Source organism: Bacillus sp. 01N42_2 (assembly GCF_056399565.1).
Genome location: NZ_JBFTRO010000005.1, coordinates 1 through 17,289 on the forward strand (window position 1 = coordinate 1; position 17,289 = coordinate 17,289).

General features: G+C 47.9%; 14 protein-coding genes, 10 tRNA genes and 1 riboswitch. Of the genes, 22 read left to right on the plus strand and 2 right to left on the minus strand.

Annotation, left to right across the window (positions count from 1 at the left end):
* The first annotated feature begins 70 nt into the window (after positions 1 to 70).
* The 12 genes from AC1DN5_RS12190 (at position 71) to thiC (ending at position 4,299) form a co-directional block, all read left to right on the plus strand.
* Positions 71 to 146: transfer RNA gene (locus AC1DN5_RS12190), tRNA-Phe, on the plus strand.
* 3 nt (positions 147 to 149) lie between these two features.
* Positions 150 to 222, plus strand: a tRNA-Thr gene (locus AC1DN5_RS12195).
* 11 nt (positions 223 to 233) lie between these two features.
* A tRNA-Tyr gene (locus tag AC1DN5_RS12200) sits at positions 234 to 318 on the plus strand.
* A 10-nt stretch (positions 319 to 328) separates the two neighbouring features.
* Positions 329 to 402 (plus strand) — tRNA-Trp (locus AC1DN5_RS12205).
* Positions 403 to 431: 29 nt separating this feature from the next.
* A tRNA-His gene (locus AC1DN5_RS12210) sits at positions 432 to 507 on the plus strand.
* Between the two features lie 9 nt (positions 508 to 516).
* Positions 517 to 588, plus strand: a tRNA-Gln gene (locus AC1DN5_RS12215).
* A gap of 51 nt (positions 589 to 639) precedes the next feature.
* Positions 640 to 714, plus strand: a tRNA-Gly gene (locus AC1DN5_RS12220).
* A gap of 6 nt (positions 715 to 720) precedes the next feature.
* A tRNA-Cys gene (locus tag AC1DN5_RS12225) sits at positions 721 to 791 on the plus strand.
* 7 nt (positions 792 to 798) lie between these two features.
* A tRNA-Leu gene (locus AC1DN5_RS12230) sits at positions 799 to 887 on the plus strand.
* 245 nt (positions 888 to 1,132) lie between these two features.
* Positions 1,133 to 1,214: transfer RNA gene (locus AC1DN5_RS12235), tRNA-Leu, on the plus strand.
* A 331-nt stretch (positions 1,215 to 1,545) separates the two neighbouring features.
* Positions 1,546 to 2,244 (plus strand): Type 1 glutamine amidotransferase-like domain-containing protein, encoded by a 699-nt coding sequence (locus AC1DN5_RS12240; RefSeq protein WP_366969651.1) that lies wholly within the window; start codon positions 1,546 to 1,548, stop codon positions 2,242 to 2,244.
* A 49-nt stretch (positions 2,245 to 2,293) separates the two neighbouring features.
* Positions 2,294 to 2,404: riboswitch (TPP riboswitch) on the plus strand.
* A 122-nt stretch (positions 2,405 to 2,526) separates the two neighbouring features.
* Positions 2,527 to 4,299 (plus strand): phosphomethylpyrimidine synthase ThiC, encoded by a 1,773-nt coding sequence (thiC, locus tag AC1DN5_RS12245; RefSeq protein ID WP_366969650.1) that lies wholly within the window; start codon positions 2,527 to 2,529, stop codon positions 4,297 to 4,299.
* A 43-nt stretch (positions 4,300 to 4,342) separates the two neighbouring features.
* Here thiC and AC1DN5_RS12250 read toward each other — a convergent pair whose 3' ends face one another.
* Complete coding sequence (locus AC1DN5_RS12250) at positions 4,343 to 5,698, minus strand: FAD-binding oxidoreductase (RefSeq protein WP_366969649.1); 1,356 nt, start codon at positions 5,696 to 5,698, stop codon at positions 4,343 to 4,345.
* A 254-nt stretch (positions 5,699 to 5,952) separates the two neighbouring features.
* Between AC1DN5_RS12250 and AC1DN5_RS12255 the strand changes: the two genes are divergently transcribed.
* The 6 genes from AC1DN5_RS12255 to AC1DN5_RS12280 all read left to right on the plus strand — a co-directional run bounded on the left by AC1DN5_RS12255 (position 5,953) and on the right by AC1DN5_RS12280 (position 11,742).
* Positions 5,953 to 6,138: an FbpB family small basic protein gene (locus tag AC1DN5_RS12255; RefSeq protein WP_016938456.1), complete on the plus strand. Its 186-nt coding sequence runs from the start codon at positions 5,953 to 5,955 to the stop codon at positions 6,136 to 6,138.
* Entirely contained in the window at positions 6,135 to 7,862 is a 1,728-nt protein-coding gene (locus AC1DN5_RS12260) for an ABC transporter substrate-binding protein (RefSeq protein WP_366969648.1), read from the plus strand. The genes AC1DN5_RS12255 and AC1DN5_RS12260 overlap by 4 nt, the downstream gene beginning before the upstream one ends.
* A 64-nt stretch (positions 7,863 to 7,926) precedes the next feature.
* Entirely contained in the window at positions 7,927 to 8,883 is a 957-nt protein-coding gene (locus AC1DN5_RS12265) for an ABC transporter permease (protein ID WP_016938454.1), read from the plus strand.
* Between the two features lie 12 nt (positions 8,884 to 8,895).
* Complete coding sequence (gene opp4C, locus AC1DN5_RS12270; RefSeq protein WP_047478404.1) at positions 8,896 to 9,801, plus strand: oligopeptide ABC transporter permease; 906 nt, start codon at positions 8,896 to 8,898, stop codon at positions 9,799 to 9,801.
* Positions 9,798 to 10,784 (plus strand): ABC transporter ATP-binding protein, encoded by a 987-nt coding sequence (locus AC1DN5_RS12275; RefSeq protein WP_366969647.1) that lies wholly within the window; start codon positions 9,798 to 9,800, stop codon positions 10,782 to 10,784. Before opp4C ends, AC1DN5_RS12275 begins: the two co-directional genes overlap by 4 nt.
* A complete protein-coding gene (locus AC1DN5_RS12280; protein WP_366969646.1) occupies positions 10,777 to 11,742 on the plus strand; it encodes an ABC transporter ATP-binding protein in 966 nt (321 codons plus the stop codon). Before AC1DN5_RS12275 ends, AC1DN5_RS12280 begins: the two co-directional genes overlap by 8 nt.
* 71 nt (positions 11,743 to 11,813) lie before the next feature.
* Here AC1DN5_RS12280 and katA read toward each other — a convergent pair whose 3' ends face one another.
* Complete coding sequence (katA, locus tag AC1DN5_RS12285; RefSeq protein WP_366969645.1) at positions 11,814 to 13,259, minus strand: catalase KatA; 1,446 nt, start codon at positions 13,257 to 13,259, stop codon at positions 11,814 to 11,816.
* 255 nt (positions 13,260 to 13,514) lie between these two features.
* On the opposite strand from katA, the gene AC1DN5_RS12290 reads away from it, so the two are divergent.
* The 4 genes from AC1DN5_RS12290 (at position 13,515) to AC1DN5_RS12305 (ending at position 17,274) form a co-directional block, all read left to right on the plus strand.
* On the plus strand, positions 13,515 to 14,444 hold the full coding sequence (locus tag AC1DN5_RS12290) for an amidohydrolase family protein (RefSeq protein WP_049628153.1): 930 nt from the start codon (positions 13,515 to 13,517) through the stop codon (positions 14,442 to 14,444).
* Positions 14,445 to 14,668: 224 nt separating this feature from the next.
* Positions 14,669 to 15,436, plus strand: a complete 768-nt coding sequence (locus AC1DN5_RS12295; protein ID WP_016938448.1) for an ABC transporter ATP-binding protein — start codon at positions 14,669 to 14,671, stop codon at positions 15,434 to 15,436.
* Positions 15,437 to 15,451: 15 nt separating this feature from the next.
* Positions 15,452 to 16,441 carry an aliphatic sulfonate ABC transporter substrate-binding protein gene (locus AC1DN5_RS12300; RefSeq protein WP_366969643.1) on the plus strand — a complete coding sequence of 330 codons (990 nt, stop codon included), beginning with the start codon at positions 15,452 to 15,454 and terminating at the stop codon, positions 16,439 to 16,441.
* Positions 16,438 to 17,274, plus strand: coding sequence for an ABC transporter permease (locus tag AC1DN5_RS12305; RefSeq protein WP_366969684.1), 837 nt, complete (start codon positions 16,438 to 16,440; stop codon positions 17,272 to 17,274). The genes AC1DN5_RS12300 and AC1DN5_RS12305 overlap by 4 nt, the downstream gene beginning before the upstream one ends.
* Positions 17,275 to 17,289 lie beyond the last annotated feature (15 nt).

Consider the following 17,289-nt stretch of genomic DNA (forward strand, 5'->3'; position numbering starts at 1 on the left):
TTAGAATGCCTGCCTGTCACGCAGGAGGTCGCGGGTTCGAGTCCCGTCCGGACCGCCATTTATATAAAAAGGCTCGGTAGCTCAGTTGGTAGAGCAACGGACTGAAAATCCGTGTGTCGGCGGTTCGATTCCGTCCCGAGCCACCATTTGCCGGCCTAGCTCAATTGGTAGAGCAACTGACTTGTAATCAGTAGGTTGGGGGTTCAAGTCCTCTGGCCGGCACTCTAAATGATGGAGGGGTAGCGAAGTGGCTAAACGCGGCGGACTGTAAATCCGCTCCCTCAGGGTTCGGCAGTTCGAATCTGCCCCCCTCCACCATTTTATAAATAGGGGCATAGTTTAACGGTAGAACAGAGGTCTCCAAAACCTCCGGTGTGGGTTCGATTCCTACTGCCCCTGCCACTATATTATTTATTCATCTTTAGATTATGGCGGTTGTGGCGAAGTGGTTAACGCACCAGATTGTGGCTCTGGCACTCGTGGGTTCGATTCCCATCAATCGCCCCATATTATCATTGGGCTATAGCCAAGCGGTAAGGCAACGGACTTTGACTCCGTCATGCGTTGGTTCGAATCCAGCTAGCCCAGTTGCATTTTTTAAAAATAACTGCATAAGATGTATTAAGTTCTTTACATGCTGCGGAAGTAGTTCAGTGGTAGAACACCACCTTGCCAAGGTGGGGGTCGCGGGTTCGAATCCCGTCTTCCGCTCCAAATTACGGCGGCATAGCCAAGTGGTAAGGCAGAGGTCTGCAAAACCTTTATCCCCGGTTCGAATCCGGGTGTCGCCTTTCTTTTGCCGGGGTGGTGGAATTGGCAGACACACAGGACTTAAAATCCTGCGGTAGGTGACTACCGTGCCGGTTCAAGTCCGGCCCTCGGCACCAATTTAACTTTGGACGCAACATGTTAGATTGGTTATTAATTTTCACATTACAAAACATATATGAGAGTGATTTGCATATTGCAGATCACTTTTTTTATATAATAAGAGTGTGAAGACTATGAATATAAGTGTCTTGCTTGTATCGTGTATACTGCATTACCATTAAAAAAACTTTACTAAAACCGTTGACACTTTATAAAATGCATGTTATATTTATATACGTCGGTTGAACACGACGTATTACATGCCGGTGTGGCGGAATTGGCAGACGCGCACGACTCAAAATCGTGTTCCTTCTGGAGTGCCGGTTCGACCCCGGCCACCGGTATAAGAAAGCTTCTACATATGTAGAAGCTTTTTTTGTTGTATGAAAATACCCTCCAAGGCTTGTGAAAAATGATAAGCCTGCGGGCGGTTCAGATCCCATACCAGTTTATTATTAGCGATCGGGGCTGTGTTTGCCAGTGGTAATACGGTGTTGGGGATTGATGTGGTGAAATATGCCCGTTCGAAGCTTGTTCCGGTACTGTTGCGGGGATCTCTGTTATTTTATGCGGTGTCTTTTCATTTTTCAGATAGCAATGCGAAAAATATTAAAACGGCGGCATCCAAAACGGAATACCGCCTCTGTTATACTTGAGAAAAAAGAGGTGATGACGTTGAAGCAGATTATTGCAATGGGTGGCGGGGGATTTTCCATGGAGCCGGATCATCTTGTGCTGGATCAATATATTTTAGAGCAATCGGTGCGGTCAAAGCCGAAAGTTTGTTTTTTGCCGACGGCAAGCGGAGATTCGGAGAATTATATCGGCAGGTTTTATCAGGCCTTTCAAAGGCTGGAGTGTAAGCCAGATCACTTGTCGCTGTTTAAACCGCCGTGTTCTGATCTCAGGTCCTTTCTCATGAAGAAAGATATCATATATGTCGGCGGCGGCAATACGCGCAATATGCTTGTCTTATGGAAAGAATGGGGGCTCGACCTTATTCTGCGTGAGGCTTGGGAGAACGGTGTAATCTTGGCTGGTCTCAGCGCCGGGGCGATTTGCTGGTTTGAAGAAGGAGTGACAGATTCGTCAGGAGAGTTGAGAGAGTTGCAAGCTTTAGGGTTTTTGCCTGGAAGCTTTTGTCCTCACTATGACGGAGAAGCGGAGCGCCGGCCGGTGTATCACCGTCTGATTTCAGAAAACAAACTTCAGGAGGGCTATGCCGCTGATGACGGCGCTGCGCTTCATTATAAAAACGATCAGCTGTTCCGGTCTGTCTCTTCCCGGGAAACGGCAAAGGGTTACAGGGTTTTTGATACTGAAGAAGGCGTAAGGGAAACAGAGCTTCCAGTCATTCTATTATCTGAATCTTGATAATATACTTTTTTTTCTATGCAAATTATGTTACGATGAAACCGAAATGAATAGTTACTGGGGGTGCCCGTCTGAGCGGGCTGAGAGAGAAGCGGCGGCTTCTTAACCCTTTGGACCTGATCTGGTTCGTACCAGCGTGGGGAAGTAAAGGTTTTATTATTGTTGTGGAAAACAATAATAGTTTCTTTCTGACTGCAAAACCGGGTTCTCCAATGAATCCGGTTTTTTTGTGCTGGTGCTGAGCTTGGTTCTGTTATTCAAATGGATAAGGGAGAGATTTGTATGCAAAATCAATCAGTACAGCAAGCGAACATTTCTATTATGTCGAGTTTTTCAGGCAGTAAAAAGGTTTATGTAAAGGGTTCTTCGCCTGACATACGAGTGCCGATGCGGGAAATCAGCCTCAGTCCGACAACGGGGGCGTTCGGGGAAGAGGAGAATCCGCCGGTCCGTGTTTATGATACGAGCGGACCGTATACAGACCCAGATGTACAAATTCAAATTCATGAAGGTCTGAAACCCCTCCGCACAAAGTGGATTACAAAGCGCGGCAATGTGGAGGAATATAACGGACGGGCCGTGAAACCTGAGGACAACGGCTATAGAAAAGAAGGCCGTGCCGCCGAATATCCCGGTTTACAGCGGAAACCGCTGCGGGCCAAGGCAGGGAAAAACGTTACACAATTGCATTATGCGAGAAAAGGCATCATTACGCCGGAAATGGAGTTTATCGCAATTCGCGAGCATGTGTCTCCCGAATTTGTCAGAGACGAGGTAGCCAGCGGCCGGGCGATCATTCCTTCAAATATTAATCATCCTGAAAGTGAACCGATGATTATCGGCCGGAATTTTCATGTGAAGATCAATGCAAATATCGGCAACTCGGCTGTTACATCTTCTATTGAAGAAGAAGTTGAAAAAATGACGTGGGCGATTCGCTGGGGCGCCGATACGATGATGGACTTATCCACCGGGAAAGATATTCATACGACACGTGAATGGATCATCCGCAATTGCCCAGTACCTGTGGGGACGGTGCCGATTTATCAGGCGCTTGAAAAAGTAAACGGCATCGCCGAGGATTTAACGTGGGACATTTATCGAGACACATTGATTGAGCAGGCGGAGCAGGGCGTGGATTATTTCACCATCCATGCCGGCGTATTGCTTCGTTACGTCCCGTTAACGGCCAAACGCACGACGGGAATCGTATCCCGCGGCGGGGCGATTATGGCGCAATGGTGCCTGGCTCACCATCAGGAAAGCTTTCTGTACACGCACTTTGAAGAAATTTGTGAAATTATGAAGACGTATGATATTGCATTTTCTCTTGGAGATGGGCTGCGTCCCGGCTCGATTGCGGATGCTAATGATGAAGCGCAGTTTGCGGAATTGGAGACTCTCGGAGAATTGACGGAAATCGCGTGGAAGCACGATGTGCAAGTGATGATTGAAGGACCGGGGCATGTGCCGATGCATAAAATTAAAGAGAACATGGACAAACAGCTGGAAATCTGTAAAGAGGCGCCTTTTTATACACTCGGACCATTAACGACTGATATCGCTCCGGGCTATGACCATATCACTTCGGCGATCGGCGCGGCGATGATCGGCTGGTACGGGACGGCGATGCTTTGTTATGTCACGCCGAAGGAGCATTTGGGCCTGCCGAATCGTGATGATGTAAGAGAGGGAGTCATTACGTATAAAATCGCGGCCCATGCGGCAGACCTTGCCAAAGGGCATCCGGGTGCTCAGATCCGTGATGATGCTCTGTCTAAGGCGCGGTTTGAATTCCGGTGGCGCGATCAATTTCATTTGTCGCTTGATCCTGAAAGAGCAATGGAATATCATGATGAAACGCTGCCGGCTGAAGGCGCAAAAACGGCTCACTTCTGTTCGATGTGCGGCCCGAAGTTTTGCAGCATGAGAATTTCTCAGGATATTCGCGATTATGCGAAAGAAAACGGTCTGACTGAAGACGAGGCCCTCAATGAAGGATTAAAAGAAAAAGCAAAAGAGTTTGTCGAGAAGGGAAGCCATTTATATCAATAAAAAAGAAAAGATGAGGATGGAGTGTGTCCATCTTCATCTTTTTTTAGAAAAACGGTGACCGGCGAAACGGCGGAATGCTCTGCTCAAAGCGGAATACGTTTTCCGGGTCATACTTCGTTTTGACTTGACGGAGGCGGTCAACATTTCCTCCGTAATATGTCCGCAGCCAGTTTCTGATGTCTATATCAGGCCAATTTACGTAATCCCCCATCGTTTCTCTTGAAAGAGACGTTCTCAGCTCTTCGATCCAGCGGACGTTTTGTCTTTCCTCTTCAGGAGATGTCCAGTTTGTTATATATTCCTGGGCAATGATTGCGTCGCGATAGTAGAATGCCGTTTGATCCGGAGCGATCCGTCCGGCCGCCCCGCCGAGAGATTGCTGCCAGACACTGGCGTTTTTATTCGGAGCGTGCTCCAAGTAGTATTTTAAAGCAGAAATTGCGCGTGTTGACAATGGTTTTTCAATAAAGGATCCTGACCGCTTCATCTTTTGCGGCTCATTGCCTCCCGGGCTGTTAAAAAAGGCTGCCGCTCTGATAAACGGAACTGTCTTGACCATGCCGCTTGTCGGGTTTCCCGCTTTCATTAACGGAGCCAGCAGTTCTTTCAGCTCATTTTTTGTTCCGATAAATTGGCCGAGCGCTTCTATGCGGTTGACTTCTTTAGGCCAAAACTGAATGGATGAAGTAAGACGGTTATCTGTAAATGGAGCCCAGTTCTGCCACGTATTAAATACCTCCTCGAAATCATCCCAGCCCCAAGTGACAGAAAAAATAGTTACGTACGAGATCGGCAAGGCTTTAAACACCATCGATGTGACAATGCCGAAGTTGCCGCCGCCTCCGCCCTGAGACGCCCAAAATAAATCAGGATGCTTTGAGCGGTTGACTGTTATCAATTCAGCACCCGCTTTTTCGTCTGCTGTGATCATCTCGAGTTGGAGGAGACGATCGCAAGTCAGGCCGGCAGCCCTTGTTAAATATCCGATTCCTCCTCCGAGCGCCAGCCCCGTGATTCCCACATTTGCAATGGTTCCCGCGGGAAGAGTCAAGCCGTACCGCCAGAGTGTCCGGTACACTTCTCCCAAATCGGCACCCGCTTCAATCGAGACCAGCCGCTTATCTTTATTCACTCTTATTTTCTTCATTTCACTGAGATCAATGACAAGCCCGTCATTTAACAGGGAAAAATTCTCGTAGCTGTGTCTTCCGCCTCTGATGCGGAAAGGCACGTTATTCTCACGCGCCCATCTCAGTGCATTGACGGCATCATGTTTGTTTTGGCAAAACACAATGATGTCCGGATATCTTTGCAGGCTTAAGTTGATATTGGTTCTTGCTTCATTATAGTCCGGGTCATCTTTTCTGACGATGCGCCCGGTCAATGTTGTCTTTTCCACACTATCACTCTCTTTCATCGGGATCTGTTATTTCTTCTAACATATGCGGAAAAATAAGAGAGTGTATGAGGAAAACCCCCGGAATGAAACGATATTTTAAATTATAGTTGACAGGTAGGGATTGTATGAATTAACATAGTCAGTACATATTTCCAAACGTTGGCTGATCGGATCACCGAAGGCTCTTATCTTGTAAACAGATAAGGGCCTTTTTTTGCGTGAAAGCCATTGGATGAAAAGCGGAGGGATGAAAAGTGGCGTTAAAAAAGGCATCACATGTGCGCAAAAAAAGTAAAAAGCGAAAAAAGTACAGAAAACACACATTGAATTTCGAACTGCTTGTGGAGAAAAACAAATGGGAGATTATGAGAAGTGAGGAACAGATGGAGCAGATTTATATAAAGATAGATGAAAAGCATGCGGGGGTTCGATCAAAATGAAGGGGAACACTTTGAGGATGAAAACAATGGGCATCATACTCGCGCTGTCGGTATCATTCATATTATCAGGGTGCGCGCTAGGGAGTGCCGGAGAAGAACCGTCTTCTGCGGCGGATAAAAAACAGGAAACACGTATCGCCCATGTCAAAACAAAGAAATTTAAAGCTTCTCATCCGGAGGCGCTTCCCGTTAAGTCGAAAGCCAGAACGGACACTTTTGTTGCGGGGATTTCCGCGCCGGGGGGAGTGTTTCTGCCGTACTTTTATGAAAACGGCTGGGATGGAAATGCGACAGATCCTATTTTTGAACCGTTAGTCAAGCTGGATAAAACGGGTAAGCCCGCACCGGCTCTTGCTGAAAGCTGGACTGTTTCCAAAGATCAGCTTACCTACACGTTCCGCTTAAGAAAAAATCTCGTTTTCAGTGACGGTTCGCCGCTCACCGCAAAGGATGCTGCATTCACTTTAAAACTGCTGCATGATCCCGCTTACGCAGGCTATGAAGATATCACCACGGCCTATATTAAAGGCGGCAAGGCTTATAAAGAAGGAAAAGCAAAGACGATAGAGGGCATTCGCGTCCTTGATGACAGAACCATTAAAATCACCACTGAGAAAGTCAGTGCGAAGTCGCTGCTTCTTTTAGGCGGGCAGGTGCTGTCGGAAGCTTACTACGGAAAGAATTATCGATTCGGCAAACTGGATTATTTAAAAGAGCTTTATGCCAAACCGCTCGGAGCAGGGCCTTATCAATTTACAGAATACCTCCCGGGACAGGAAATACGCTATCAGGCTAATAAACACTATTATTCCGGAAAACCGAAAACAGAAAAGCTGATCTATAAAATTATTGATCCGTCAACTTCTCTTCAGCTGTTTGAAACGGGTGATCTTGATTACGCTTCATTTTCTCCTGATGATGATACGGTTGAGCATTTAAAAAGCCTCGGTTTTGCGAATATAAGCGTCTCGGTCGTGAATGATTACGGGCTTGTGTACGTGAATCATAAGCGTCCGCCTTTTCAAGATAAGAAAGTGTCCCAAGCGCTTATTTACGGGCTGGACCGGCAGAAAATCGTCGATGTCCGCTTTAAACACTACGGAGAAGTCGCAAATGTGCCGGTGTCTCCGGTTTCGTGGGCTTATGATGACAAAGGAGTCAATCCGTACACGTTTAATCCGGAAAAAGCCAAGAAGCTTCTTGATGAAGCAGGCTGGAAAACGGGGAAAGACGGCGTGCGTGAAAAAAACGGCAAAAAGCTTGAAATCAGCTATTACACTTCTAAAGCGGATGATGATTTCATCCCGATCGCGAAAGAAAATTACGCGGACATCGGAATCTCATTAAAACCGGAAGTGATGGATTTTAATACAGAGGTAGCGAAAATAAATGATAAACAGTACGATCTTGCCGCCGTTTCCACCTCGCAGATTCTTGATCCGAATGACACGGTGGAAAAGCTGGCTTCAGGCCATCCCAATAATGTGACGGGGTATTCCAATCCGAAAGCGGACCGGCTGATCGAGAAAGGAGCCGGCACGCTTGATATCAGCAAAAGAAAAGAGATTTATCACCAGCTGTACCGGGAGCTCGGGGAAAACCCGCCTTACATTCTGATTCATTACCGTCAGAGCGCAAGGGCGGTCAGCGGAAAAATAAAAGGGCTTGAGCCTGACAATTATTCGGGAATCAGTTCGAGTCTCTCAAACGTGTCAATTCAGTAGAACAATGGCGCAAAATACCCGGTGTCCAGGGTATTTTGCCCTCAGCGGAAGGGAGAGGCTTTTTGTGAAACGGTATGCCGCAGAACGGTTCATTCAAATGCTTGTGATCTTATTCGGTACGTCCTTTATTATTTTTTTCTTATTCGCGATACTGCCGGGCGATTATATTGATTCCAATGTCAACCTGACCCCGGAAAGGGCGAAGGAGCTAAAAGCGCTTTACGGCCTGGATCAGCCGATTTGGCAGCGTTATGTGACGTGGCTCGGCAATGTGCTCAGCGGAGATTTGGGATTCTCTTTGAAGTATCAGGAAAACGTCCTGTCACTGCTTCAAAAATATGTCTGGAATTCGTTTTTTGTCGCGTTTTTGGCTTTGCTTGTCACATGGTCTGCCGCGATGATAACGGGTGTCATATCCGCTGTCAGGAAATACTCGTGGTTTGACGGGATCGTAACATTTTTTGTGTTTGCTTCCATGGCGTTCCCGTCTTTTTTTATCAGCCTTCTGTTTATTAAATGGTTTGGAGTGGATTTAAAAATATTGCCCGTCGGAGGGATGGTTGATACCGGAAGCACGAGTTCTGGTTTTTCGTACGTGCTGGAAGCCGCCAGACATATGATTCTTCCGGTCGTGATTTTATCTATGCTCGGCATCGGCTCACTGACAAGATATTTCCGCTCCGGGATGCTTGATGTGATCAGGCAGGATTATATCAGAACAGCGAGAGCGAAGGGGTTGAAAGAGCGCACTGTCATTTGGAAACATGCGCTGAAAAATGCGCTCCTTCCGGCGATCACCCTGCTTGCTTTTGAACTGCCGGGTCTGTTTTCCGGGGCTATTATTATTGAACAGATTTTCGGATGGCCGGGTGTCGGCCGTATTCAGCTGGAATCTGTGCATTATCGGGACTATCCGGTTTTGATGGCGTTTACCTTGTTTTTGTCTTGTTTAACGATTGTGGGGAATTTTTTGGCGGATATCGCTTATGCCGCGGTTGATCCGCGAGTCAGGCTGAAATAGGGAGTGTTTTGGGTGAAAAAACAAAAAGGGGCGCCGCCTTCTCTTTGGAAGCAGACGTACCGCCGCCTGCTGCATCATAAGCTGACGGTCATCAGTTTTCTATTCTTATGTTTTATGTTTTTATTGTGTTTTATCGGGCCGTCTTTTTCTCCGTACATAACGGATCGGACGGATATTTCAAATGCCAATCAGCATCCGGGGGTTCATCATTGGCTTGGCACCGACCAGTACGGGAGAGATGTGCTGACGAGGCTGATGCTGGCGGGGCAGATTTCTCTGACCGTGGGGCTTGCTTCGATGGTGCTGTCACTTGTCATCGGTTCATTGCTTGGGGCTGCGGCGGGATTTTATCGGGGCGCCGCTGATATGATCATTATGCGCATCGCTGATATGCTCATGTCCATCCCAGGCCTGCCGCTGCTTTTGATTTTGGCTGCAGTGATGTCGGAGTGGAAAGTGCCTTCTGAATACAGGATGTACCTGATTATGATGATGTTAAGCCTGATCGGATGGCCCGGTTTGGCGCGGCTTGTACGCGGACAGATTTTGTCGCTGAAGGAGCAGCCGTTTATGATGGCTGCGGAAGTTCTGGGGCTCAGTGATAAACGGAAAATCCTCTATCATTTGCTTCCCAATACATTGCCGTTACTCATGGTAGCGGCGACTTTGCATGTGGCGGGGGCGATGCTGAGTGAATCGGCGCTGAGTTTTCTCGGACTCGGCGTTGCTCCGCCGACTCCTTCTTGGGGAAACATGATGGAAGCGGCGAATCATTATATGGATTTTACACTCCGCCCGTGGCTGTGGATACCGCCGGGTACGGCCATTTTTCTGACCGTTGTGGCGATTCATCTGCTTGGAGACGGTTTAAGGGACGCTTTTGATCCTAAGGTAAAACGGCAGGTGAAAGTGAAATGAAAAAACCGCTTTTAGAAGTGAGGCACTTGGAAACGGTTTTTTATACGGAGGAAGGTGCGGTAAAGGCCGTGGACGATGTCAGCTTTACAATTCATGAGGAGGAAACGGTTTGCATTGTAGGGGAATCCGGCTGCGGGAAAAGCATGGCGTCATTGTCCATTATGCAGCTCATTCCCAAGGCGGGAAGAATCGAACAGGGAGCGGTGCATTTTTCAGGAAGGAACCTATTGAAACTGAAACAAAAAGAAATGCAGAAAATCCGCGGCTGCGAAATCGGGATGATTTTTCAGGAGCCGATGACCTCTTTAAATCCGGTGTTTACAATCGGTGAGCAGCTGACTGAACCGATTCGCGAGCATTTATTGCTGAGTAAGAAAGAGGCATGGAGGAAGGCGGTTGACCTTCTCACGTTAGTGGAGATCCCCCATGCCGGGCAGATGATGCACCGATATCCTCATGAGCTGAGCGGCGGCATGCTGCAGCGCGTTATGACGGCTGTCGCGCTCAGCTGCGATCCGAAACTGATCATTGCCGATGAGCCGACGACGGCGCTTGACGTAACCATTCAGGCGCAGATATTGGATTTATTGCGGGATGTGAAAAAGCAATTTCACACGTCTATTTTATTCATTACCCATGACCTTGGCGTGGTTGCCGAAATGGCTGATTATGTGATTGTCATGTATGCGGGAAAAATTGTGGAGGAAGGACCGGTTGCGGAGCTGTTTTCCGATCCGAAGCATCCGTATACGAAAGGGCTGCTCGCGGCAAAACCGGTTATCGGTCAAAGGAGAGAGACGCTGTATACCATCCCAGGGCAGGTTCCCGCGCTTGCAGATCTGTCCGGATCGTCTTGTTATTTTGCAGAGCGGTGTGAACACAGCACGGAGATATGCCGGAGATCGAGCCCGCATTTTACTGAATTCGGGAAAGGGCATCAGGCGGCGTGCTGGCTTTACGGAGAGGAGAAAGCAGATGAGTGATGTGTTGCTGGAGGTCAAAGGGCTGAAAAAATATTATGAGGGGCAGGGGGGGATGAGAAAGACCCGCAACAATCCCGTAAAAGCGGTGGACGGCGTCAGTTTTACGATAGGAAAGGGAGAAGTGTTCGGTTTAGCGGGTGAATCGGGCAGCGGCAAGTCATCAATCGGAAAAACCATTTTAAGACTTCATGAAAAAACAGAGGGAGAGGTATTTTTTCAGGGGCGAGATGTGTTCCGGATGAACCGGCGTGAGCTGAAAACATTCAGATCGGAAGCGCAGCTCATCTTTCAAGATCCGTTCAGCTCTTTAAATCCCAGACGACGGATCGGAGAAGCCATCGGTGAAGCGATGATCGAGCACCAATTGGCGGTGAAGCGGAACGCGCGTGATAAAGCGGCGGAGGTCCTTGAAGCCTGCGGTCTTTCCACAAACTTTATCGACCGTTATCCGCATGAATTTTCCGGAGGGCAGCGGCAGCGGATCGTGATTGCAAGAGCGATGGCGCTTAAGCCGCAATTTATCATTATGGATGAACCCGTGGCGGCATTGGATGTCTCCATTCAGGCGCAGATGATCAATTTGTTCAGGAGCCTTCAGCAACGGCACGGGCTGTCATATTTGTTCATTTCTCATGATTTAAGCGTGGTGGAGCACTTATGTACAAAGGTCGCGATTATGTATTTAGGGACGATTGTCGAATACGCGTCAAAGGAGGAGCTTTTTTCACGGCCGCTTCATCCTTATACAAAAGCGCTGTTATCAGCCGTGCCCGTTCCTGATCCAAGAGTCAAAAGGGAGCGGGTGATGTTAAAGGGTGATATTCCAAGTCCCTCTGATCCGCCCTCAGGCTGTAAATTCCGAACGAGATGTCCGGCAGCGGAGAAGATATGTGCTGAGAAAAGTCCGCCGCTGTCGGAGAAGGGGTCTCAGCATTTTGCAGCATGCCATTTTGTATAATTGAGAAAAAGAAAGCTTTATTGATAATACACAGGAAAAACCTGCCGGACAGACCGGCAGGTTTTTTGATGTTATTTTGGTAACGGCAATCCGAGTCCTTCGGCAACGCGTCTGCCGTATTCAGGGTCAGCTTTGTAGAAGTGGCCGATCTGGCGCAGCTTAATTTCTTCTTTTTCCACAGGTTTCATCGCACCGACGATATTGGCGACAAGGCGTGCGCGCTCTTCCTCGCTCATCAGGCGGTACAGATCGCCGGCTTGTGTGTAATGATCATGATGATTATAGCTTACACTGTCAGCGAAACCTGATACAGGATATGTCGCCTGTTTATCTTCAGGTGACTCTTTCGGGCCTCCGAAGCTATTAGGCTCGTAATAGACGGAGCGGCCTCCGTTATCATCAAAACGCATTTGTCCGTCACGCTGATAGTTTTTCACTTCATTGCGGGAACGGTTGATCGGCAGCGCCTGATGGTTCGCGCCGACACGGTAGCGATGGGCGTCATGGTATGCGAACAACCGGCCTTGAAGCATTTTGTCAGGTGAGACGTCGACGCCAGGGACTAATGTTCCGGGAGAGAACGTCGCCTGTTCTACTTCCGCAAAGTAATTTTCAGGATTGCGGTCCAGAACCATGCGGCCGACTTCAATGAGCGGATAGTCTTTTTGTGACCATACTTTTGTGACGTCAAACGGATCAAAGCGGTATGTGTTTGCGTCTTCTAACGGCATGATTTGAACATATAATTTCCATGCGGGGAAATCGCCGTTTTCAATCGCGTTGAATAAATCTTCCGTATGGTAATCAGGATTTTCGCCCGCGAGTTTTGCGGCTGTATTGACATCAAGGTTTTTTACGCCTTGTTCTGTTTTAAAGTGATATTTAATCCAGACACCTTCGCCTTTATCATTTGTCCATTTAAATGTATGGCTTCCGAATCCGTGCATATGGCGAAGGGTTGCCGGAATGCCCCGGTCTGACATCAGTATGGTTACCTGGTGCAGTGATTCCGGTGAAAGAGACCAGAAATCCCAAACGGCCGTCGGGTTTTTCAGATGTGTTCTCGGATCTCTTTTTTGTGTATGGATGAAGTCAGGGAACTTAATGGCATCGCGTATGAAGAACACGGGTGTATTGTTTCCGACGATGTCGTAGTTTCCGTCTTCTGTATAAAACTTAACGGCAAATCCGCGCGGGTCGCGCACTGTGTCACTAGAGCCCAGTTCGCCTGCAACGGTTGAGAAACGGACAAAGAGCGGTGTGCGTTTACCGACTTCTGACAGAAATGCGGCTTTCGTATATTTTGTAACGTCATTTGTGACTTCAAAATAACCGTGTGCGCCCGCGCCTTTTGCGTGAACGACACGCTCGGGAACGCGTTCTCTGTTAAAGTGCGCCAATTTCTCAAGCAGATGGACGTCTTGTATTAAAGCAGGGCCGCGATCTCCGGCCGTCATTGAGTTTTGGTTATCTCCGACAGGAGCGCCCCAGCTGGTTGTCAATTTATTTGAACTCATGTGATCACCTCTTTAGATTTATAAAAACATAATATCACCTATCAGTAAAAAGTCAATATTATTTTATAATGATTATAAAATAATTATTTTTATTATCGGAAAGAGAAGTCGGGTTTGAAAGCTTACTTGACTGACGGGAATAATGGGTTTAAGATGAGAAAAAATAGAAACCGCTGACTTGAACACAAGAGGCTCTTATTCTTCATGGGATAAGGGCCTTTTTTCATTGTCGGCGGTAAGGGAGGCGGCGATTGTATGCTTTTCCGGCAGCATTTTAAACCTGTTGATATTCACGGTCATCTGCCGTACAGCCTTTATTTCGGCAAACATGATAAGACATTTTCCGATTATAATCGGGAGCGGTCAGAAAGAATGAATCTGACTTGGGATTTTCCTGATCCGCATGAGGCTGATGACGGGGAAATCCCTTTGATGACAAAATGGGAGAATGAGTTAGATAAATACGGCATCGGCGTACTGAATTTTTTAACAGCGGAGAGCAATGACCGGATGGCGGCGTTTATTCAAGCCAATCCTGCGAAGTTTACCGGATTTGCATATCATCCTTTGGAACAAAAGGATGCATATGAAGAGCTGAAAAGAGCCGTAGAAGAGCTCGGTCTGAAAGGGTATAAACTATTCGGGCCGCTGACAGACATCGAGTTTCATGATCCGTCGCTGAAAAAGCTTTGGACGTATTTAGCTGACAAAAGGCTCCCTGTATTAATCCACTTCGGGCTTTTAGGGAGAGCGGGGGGCATTGTCAGCCACCGCAACATCAATCCCCTCTCCATCTATCGCGTCGCGAGAGAGTATGCTGATATACCATTCATCATTCCGCATTTCGGCGCCGGATATTATCAGGAACTGCTGCAGCTGTGCTGGAGCTGCCCGAATGTGTATATTGACACGTCCGGATCAAACCAGTGGATGAGGTGGATGCCGTACCCGCTTGATTTGGAAATTCTGTTTCGGAAGACATCCGAATTAATCGGTGCTGAACGAATCATCTTTGGGACGGATTCGAACGGATTTCCGAGAGGATACGTATACAGATATCTTCAGGAGCAGGTCCGGACCTGCCGGGAAATTAACATGCGGGAAGAAGACATAGAGAAGATTTTCGGAAACAATGCGCGGACATTGCTGAAAATCGACCAGCCGCAAAAGGAAATAAATACGTGATACAGCTGATGCGCTCTTTGGCAGGTTTATGCCGGAGGGCGCATTTTTAATTCTTACAAAAAACAGTTGACAAGTCGGAATAATTTGAATTAACATGATATTCAAATTTAAAAACAAACGGGCAGCTGATCGGACCGCCGAAGGCTCTCATCTCTACAAGCAACGGAGATGGGGGCCTTTTTGTTTTTCGATCGCATGCGGCAGGAAGAGAGGGGAAAAGACAGATGGCTGTAACCATCAGCATACAAGAAAAAGCGTTTGAGCATGAAGGACGGAAAACACCGGTGCTGAATGATATTGAACTGTCAATTGCATCAGGAGAATTTTTGACTGTCATCGGGCCGAGCGGCTGCGGAAAAAGCACGCTTTTAAAATTGATTGCCGGGCTTGATACCGATTATAAAGGCTCTGTCGAAATAAACGGCCGCAATGTGTCGGGACCGGGCATCCGGCAGGGATTTATCTTTCAGGAGCACCGGCTGTTTCCCTGGCTGACGGTGAAACAAAACATCGCTGCCGATCTCAATATAAACGACCCGGCCGTTCGCCAAAAAGTGGAAGATCTGATTGAGGTTGTCAGGCTGCAGGGAGCGGAAGACGCTTATCCGCGCGAATTATCTGGCGGCATGTCGCAACGGGTCGCCATCGCCAGAGCCCTGTTGCGTGAGCCCGAGGTGCTGCTTTTGGATGAACCGTTCGGAGCGCTTGACGCTTTTACGAGAAAACACTTGCAGGATGTGCTGCTTGATATATGGCGCGAGAAAAAAACGACGATGATTCTGGTTACGCATGATATTGACGAATCTGTCTATTTAGGCGATAAGCTGGCAATTCTCAGGGCAAAGCCCGGCCGGCTGCACAGTCTGGTGCCGATTCAGCTTCCGCATCCGCGCAATCGGACGTCAGCTGATTTTCAGGCCGTCCGGCAGAAGGTGCTTGCTGAATTTGAGAAAACGGAAGATCTCCGGTTTGCGGATGGATCAGGGATATAGAAAGGACGAAGCAAAGTGAAAAAAACCATCATTCTTTTAGTCGCAGCAGTCATGATGTTAGCCGGATGCAGTGCCGACGGAGCAGGCGGGAGCGGGAAAACGGTGAAAGAAATCCGGATCGGCATCCAGCAGAGTTTAAGCCCGCTTCTCATTGCCAAGGAAAAAGGCTGGTTTGAAGAAGCCTTCAAAAAAGACGGAATAAAGGTAAAATGGGTCGAATTCCAAAGCGGTCCCCCGCAATTCGAAGGTCTTGCCGCCGATAAGCTTGATTTTTCCCAGGTCGGCAATTCACCGGTCATTTCCGGCCAGGCGGCAGGAATTGATTTTAAAGAGATCGGGCTGTCCCAAGACGGGTTAAAAGCAAACGGCATTCTCGTAAACAAGGACAGCGGAATTAAGAGTCTGAAAGAGTTGAAAGGGAAAAAAATCGCCGTAGCCAAAGGCAGCAGCGGCTTTGATTTTCTTTATAAAGCTTTGGATAAAGCCGGCCTTTCCGCCGATGACGTCACCATCATTCAGCTTCAGCCTGATGAGGCGGTTTCCGCTTTTGAAAACAAATCAGTTGATGCATGGTCGATTTGGGAGCCGTATTTGTCGATTGAAACGCTGCAGCACGGGGCGGAAATATTAGCGAACGGAGAGAGCACGGATTTATATTCTCCAGGTTTCACGTTAGTCAGGACCGGATTTTCCAAGGAGCACCCGGATGAGGTCGTCCGTTTTCTGAAAGTGTTCAATAAAGCAGTCACATGGCAAAAGGAACACAAAGAGGAAGCTGTCTCTTTATATGCGAAAATCAAAAATCTTGATCCCTCAGTCGTCAGAAACGTGCTCAACAATACAGAGCCTCTTAATCAACCGATTGATGATGATATTGTCAAAGCCCAGCAGAAAACCGCTGATTTTCAATATCAAACAAAAGCGATTCATAAGAAAATCAATGTAAAAGACGTTGTCGACAATTCATTTATCAAAAAGGCGCTTGAAACGGAGGGCGGCAAATAATGAAAGCAGAAGCATCAACGGCTCCCGGCACATTGAGCCAATCAGAAAAGAAAAATGCGGCAAAGTCCCGGCGGTATTCATACCAATGGATGAAAGGGGTTGTACTCCCGGCTGCGGTTATCGCGGTATGGCAGTTTATCGCAAGTCTGGGCATCGTCTCGGCAACGGTGCTCCCGTCACCTGTCGTCATTTTACAGACTTTTCAGGAACTTCTTCTGTCAGGCGAGCTTTGGGGCCATTTAGAGATCAGCTTATATCGGGCGGCCGCCGGATTTCTGCTGGGTGCGGGCCTCGGGCTTGTTTTCGGGCTGCTGGTCGGGTTCTCAAAACGGACGGAAGCGTATCTCGATCCGTCTCTGCAAATGCTCAGGACGGTTCCGCACTTAGCGGTGACCCCGCTGTTTATTTTGTGGTTCGGATTTGATGAGACATCAAAAATTCTGCTGATCGCATTGGGGGCTTTTTTCCCTGTATACATTAATACGTTTCTCGGAATCCGCAGCGTGGACGCAAAGCTGTTTGATGTCGCCCGGGTGCTGGAATTTAACTGGTATCAGCAGATGGCGAAATTGATTCTTCCGGCGTCTCTGCCGAATATCCTGCTCGGCATCCGGCTCTCTCTCGGTATTGCGTGGCTCGGCCTTGTGGTGGCGGAACTGATGGGATCGAGCGCGGGCGTCGGCTATATGATTATGGATGCGAGACAATTTTCACAGACAAATAAGGTGTTTGTCGGCATTATCATTTTTGCGGCTGTCGGCAAGCTGACAGATGCATTGGTCAGAATGCTCGAACGGAAACTATTAAAATGGCGGAACAGTTATGAAGGGTAGCCTATTTAAAAAAGG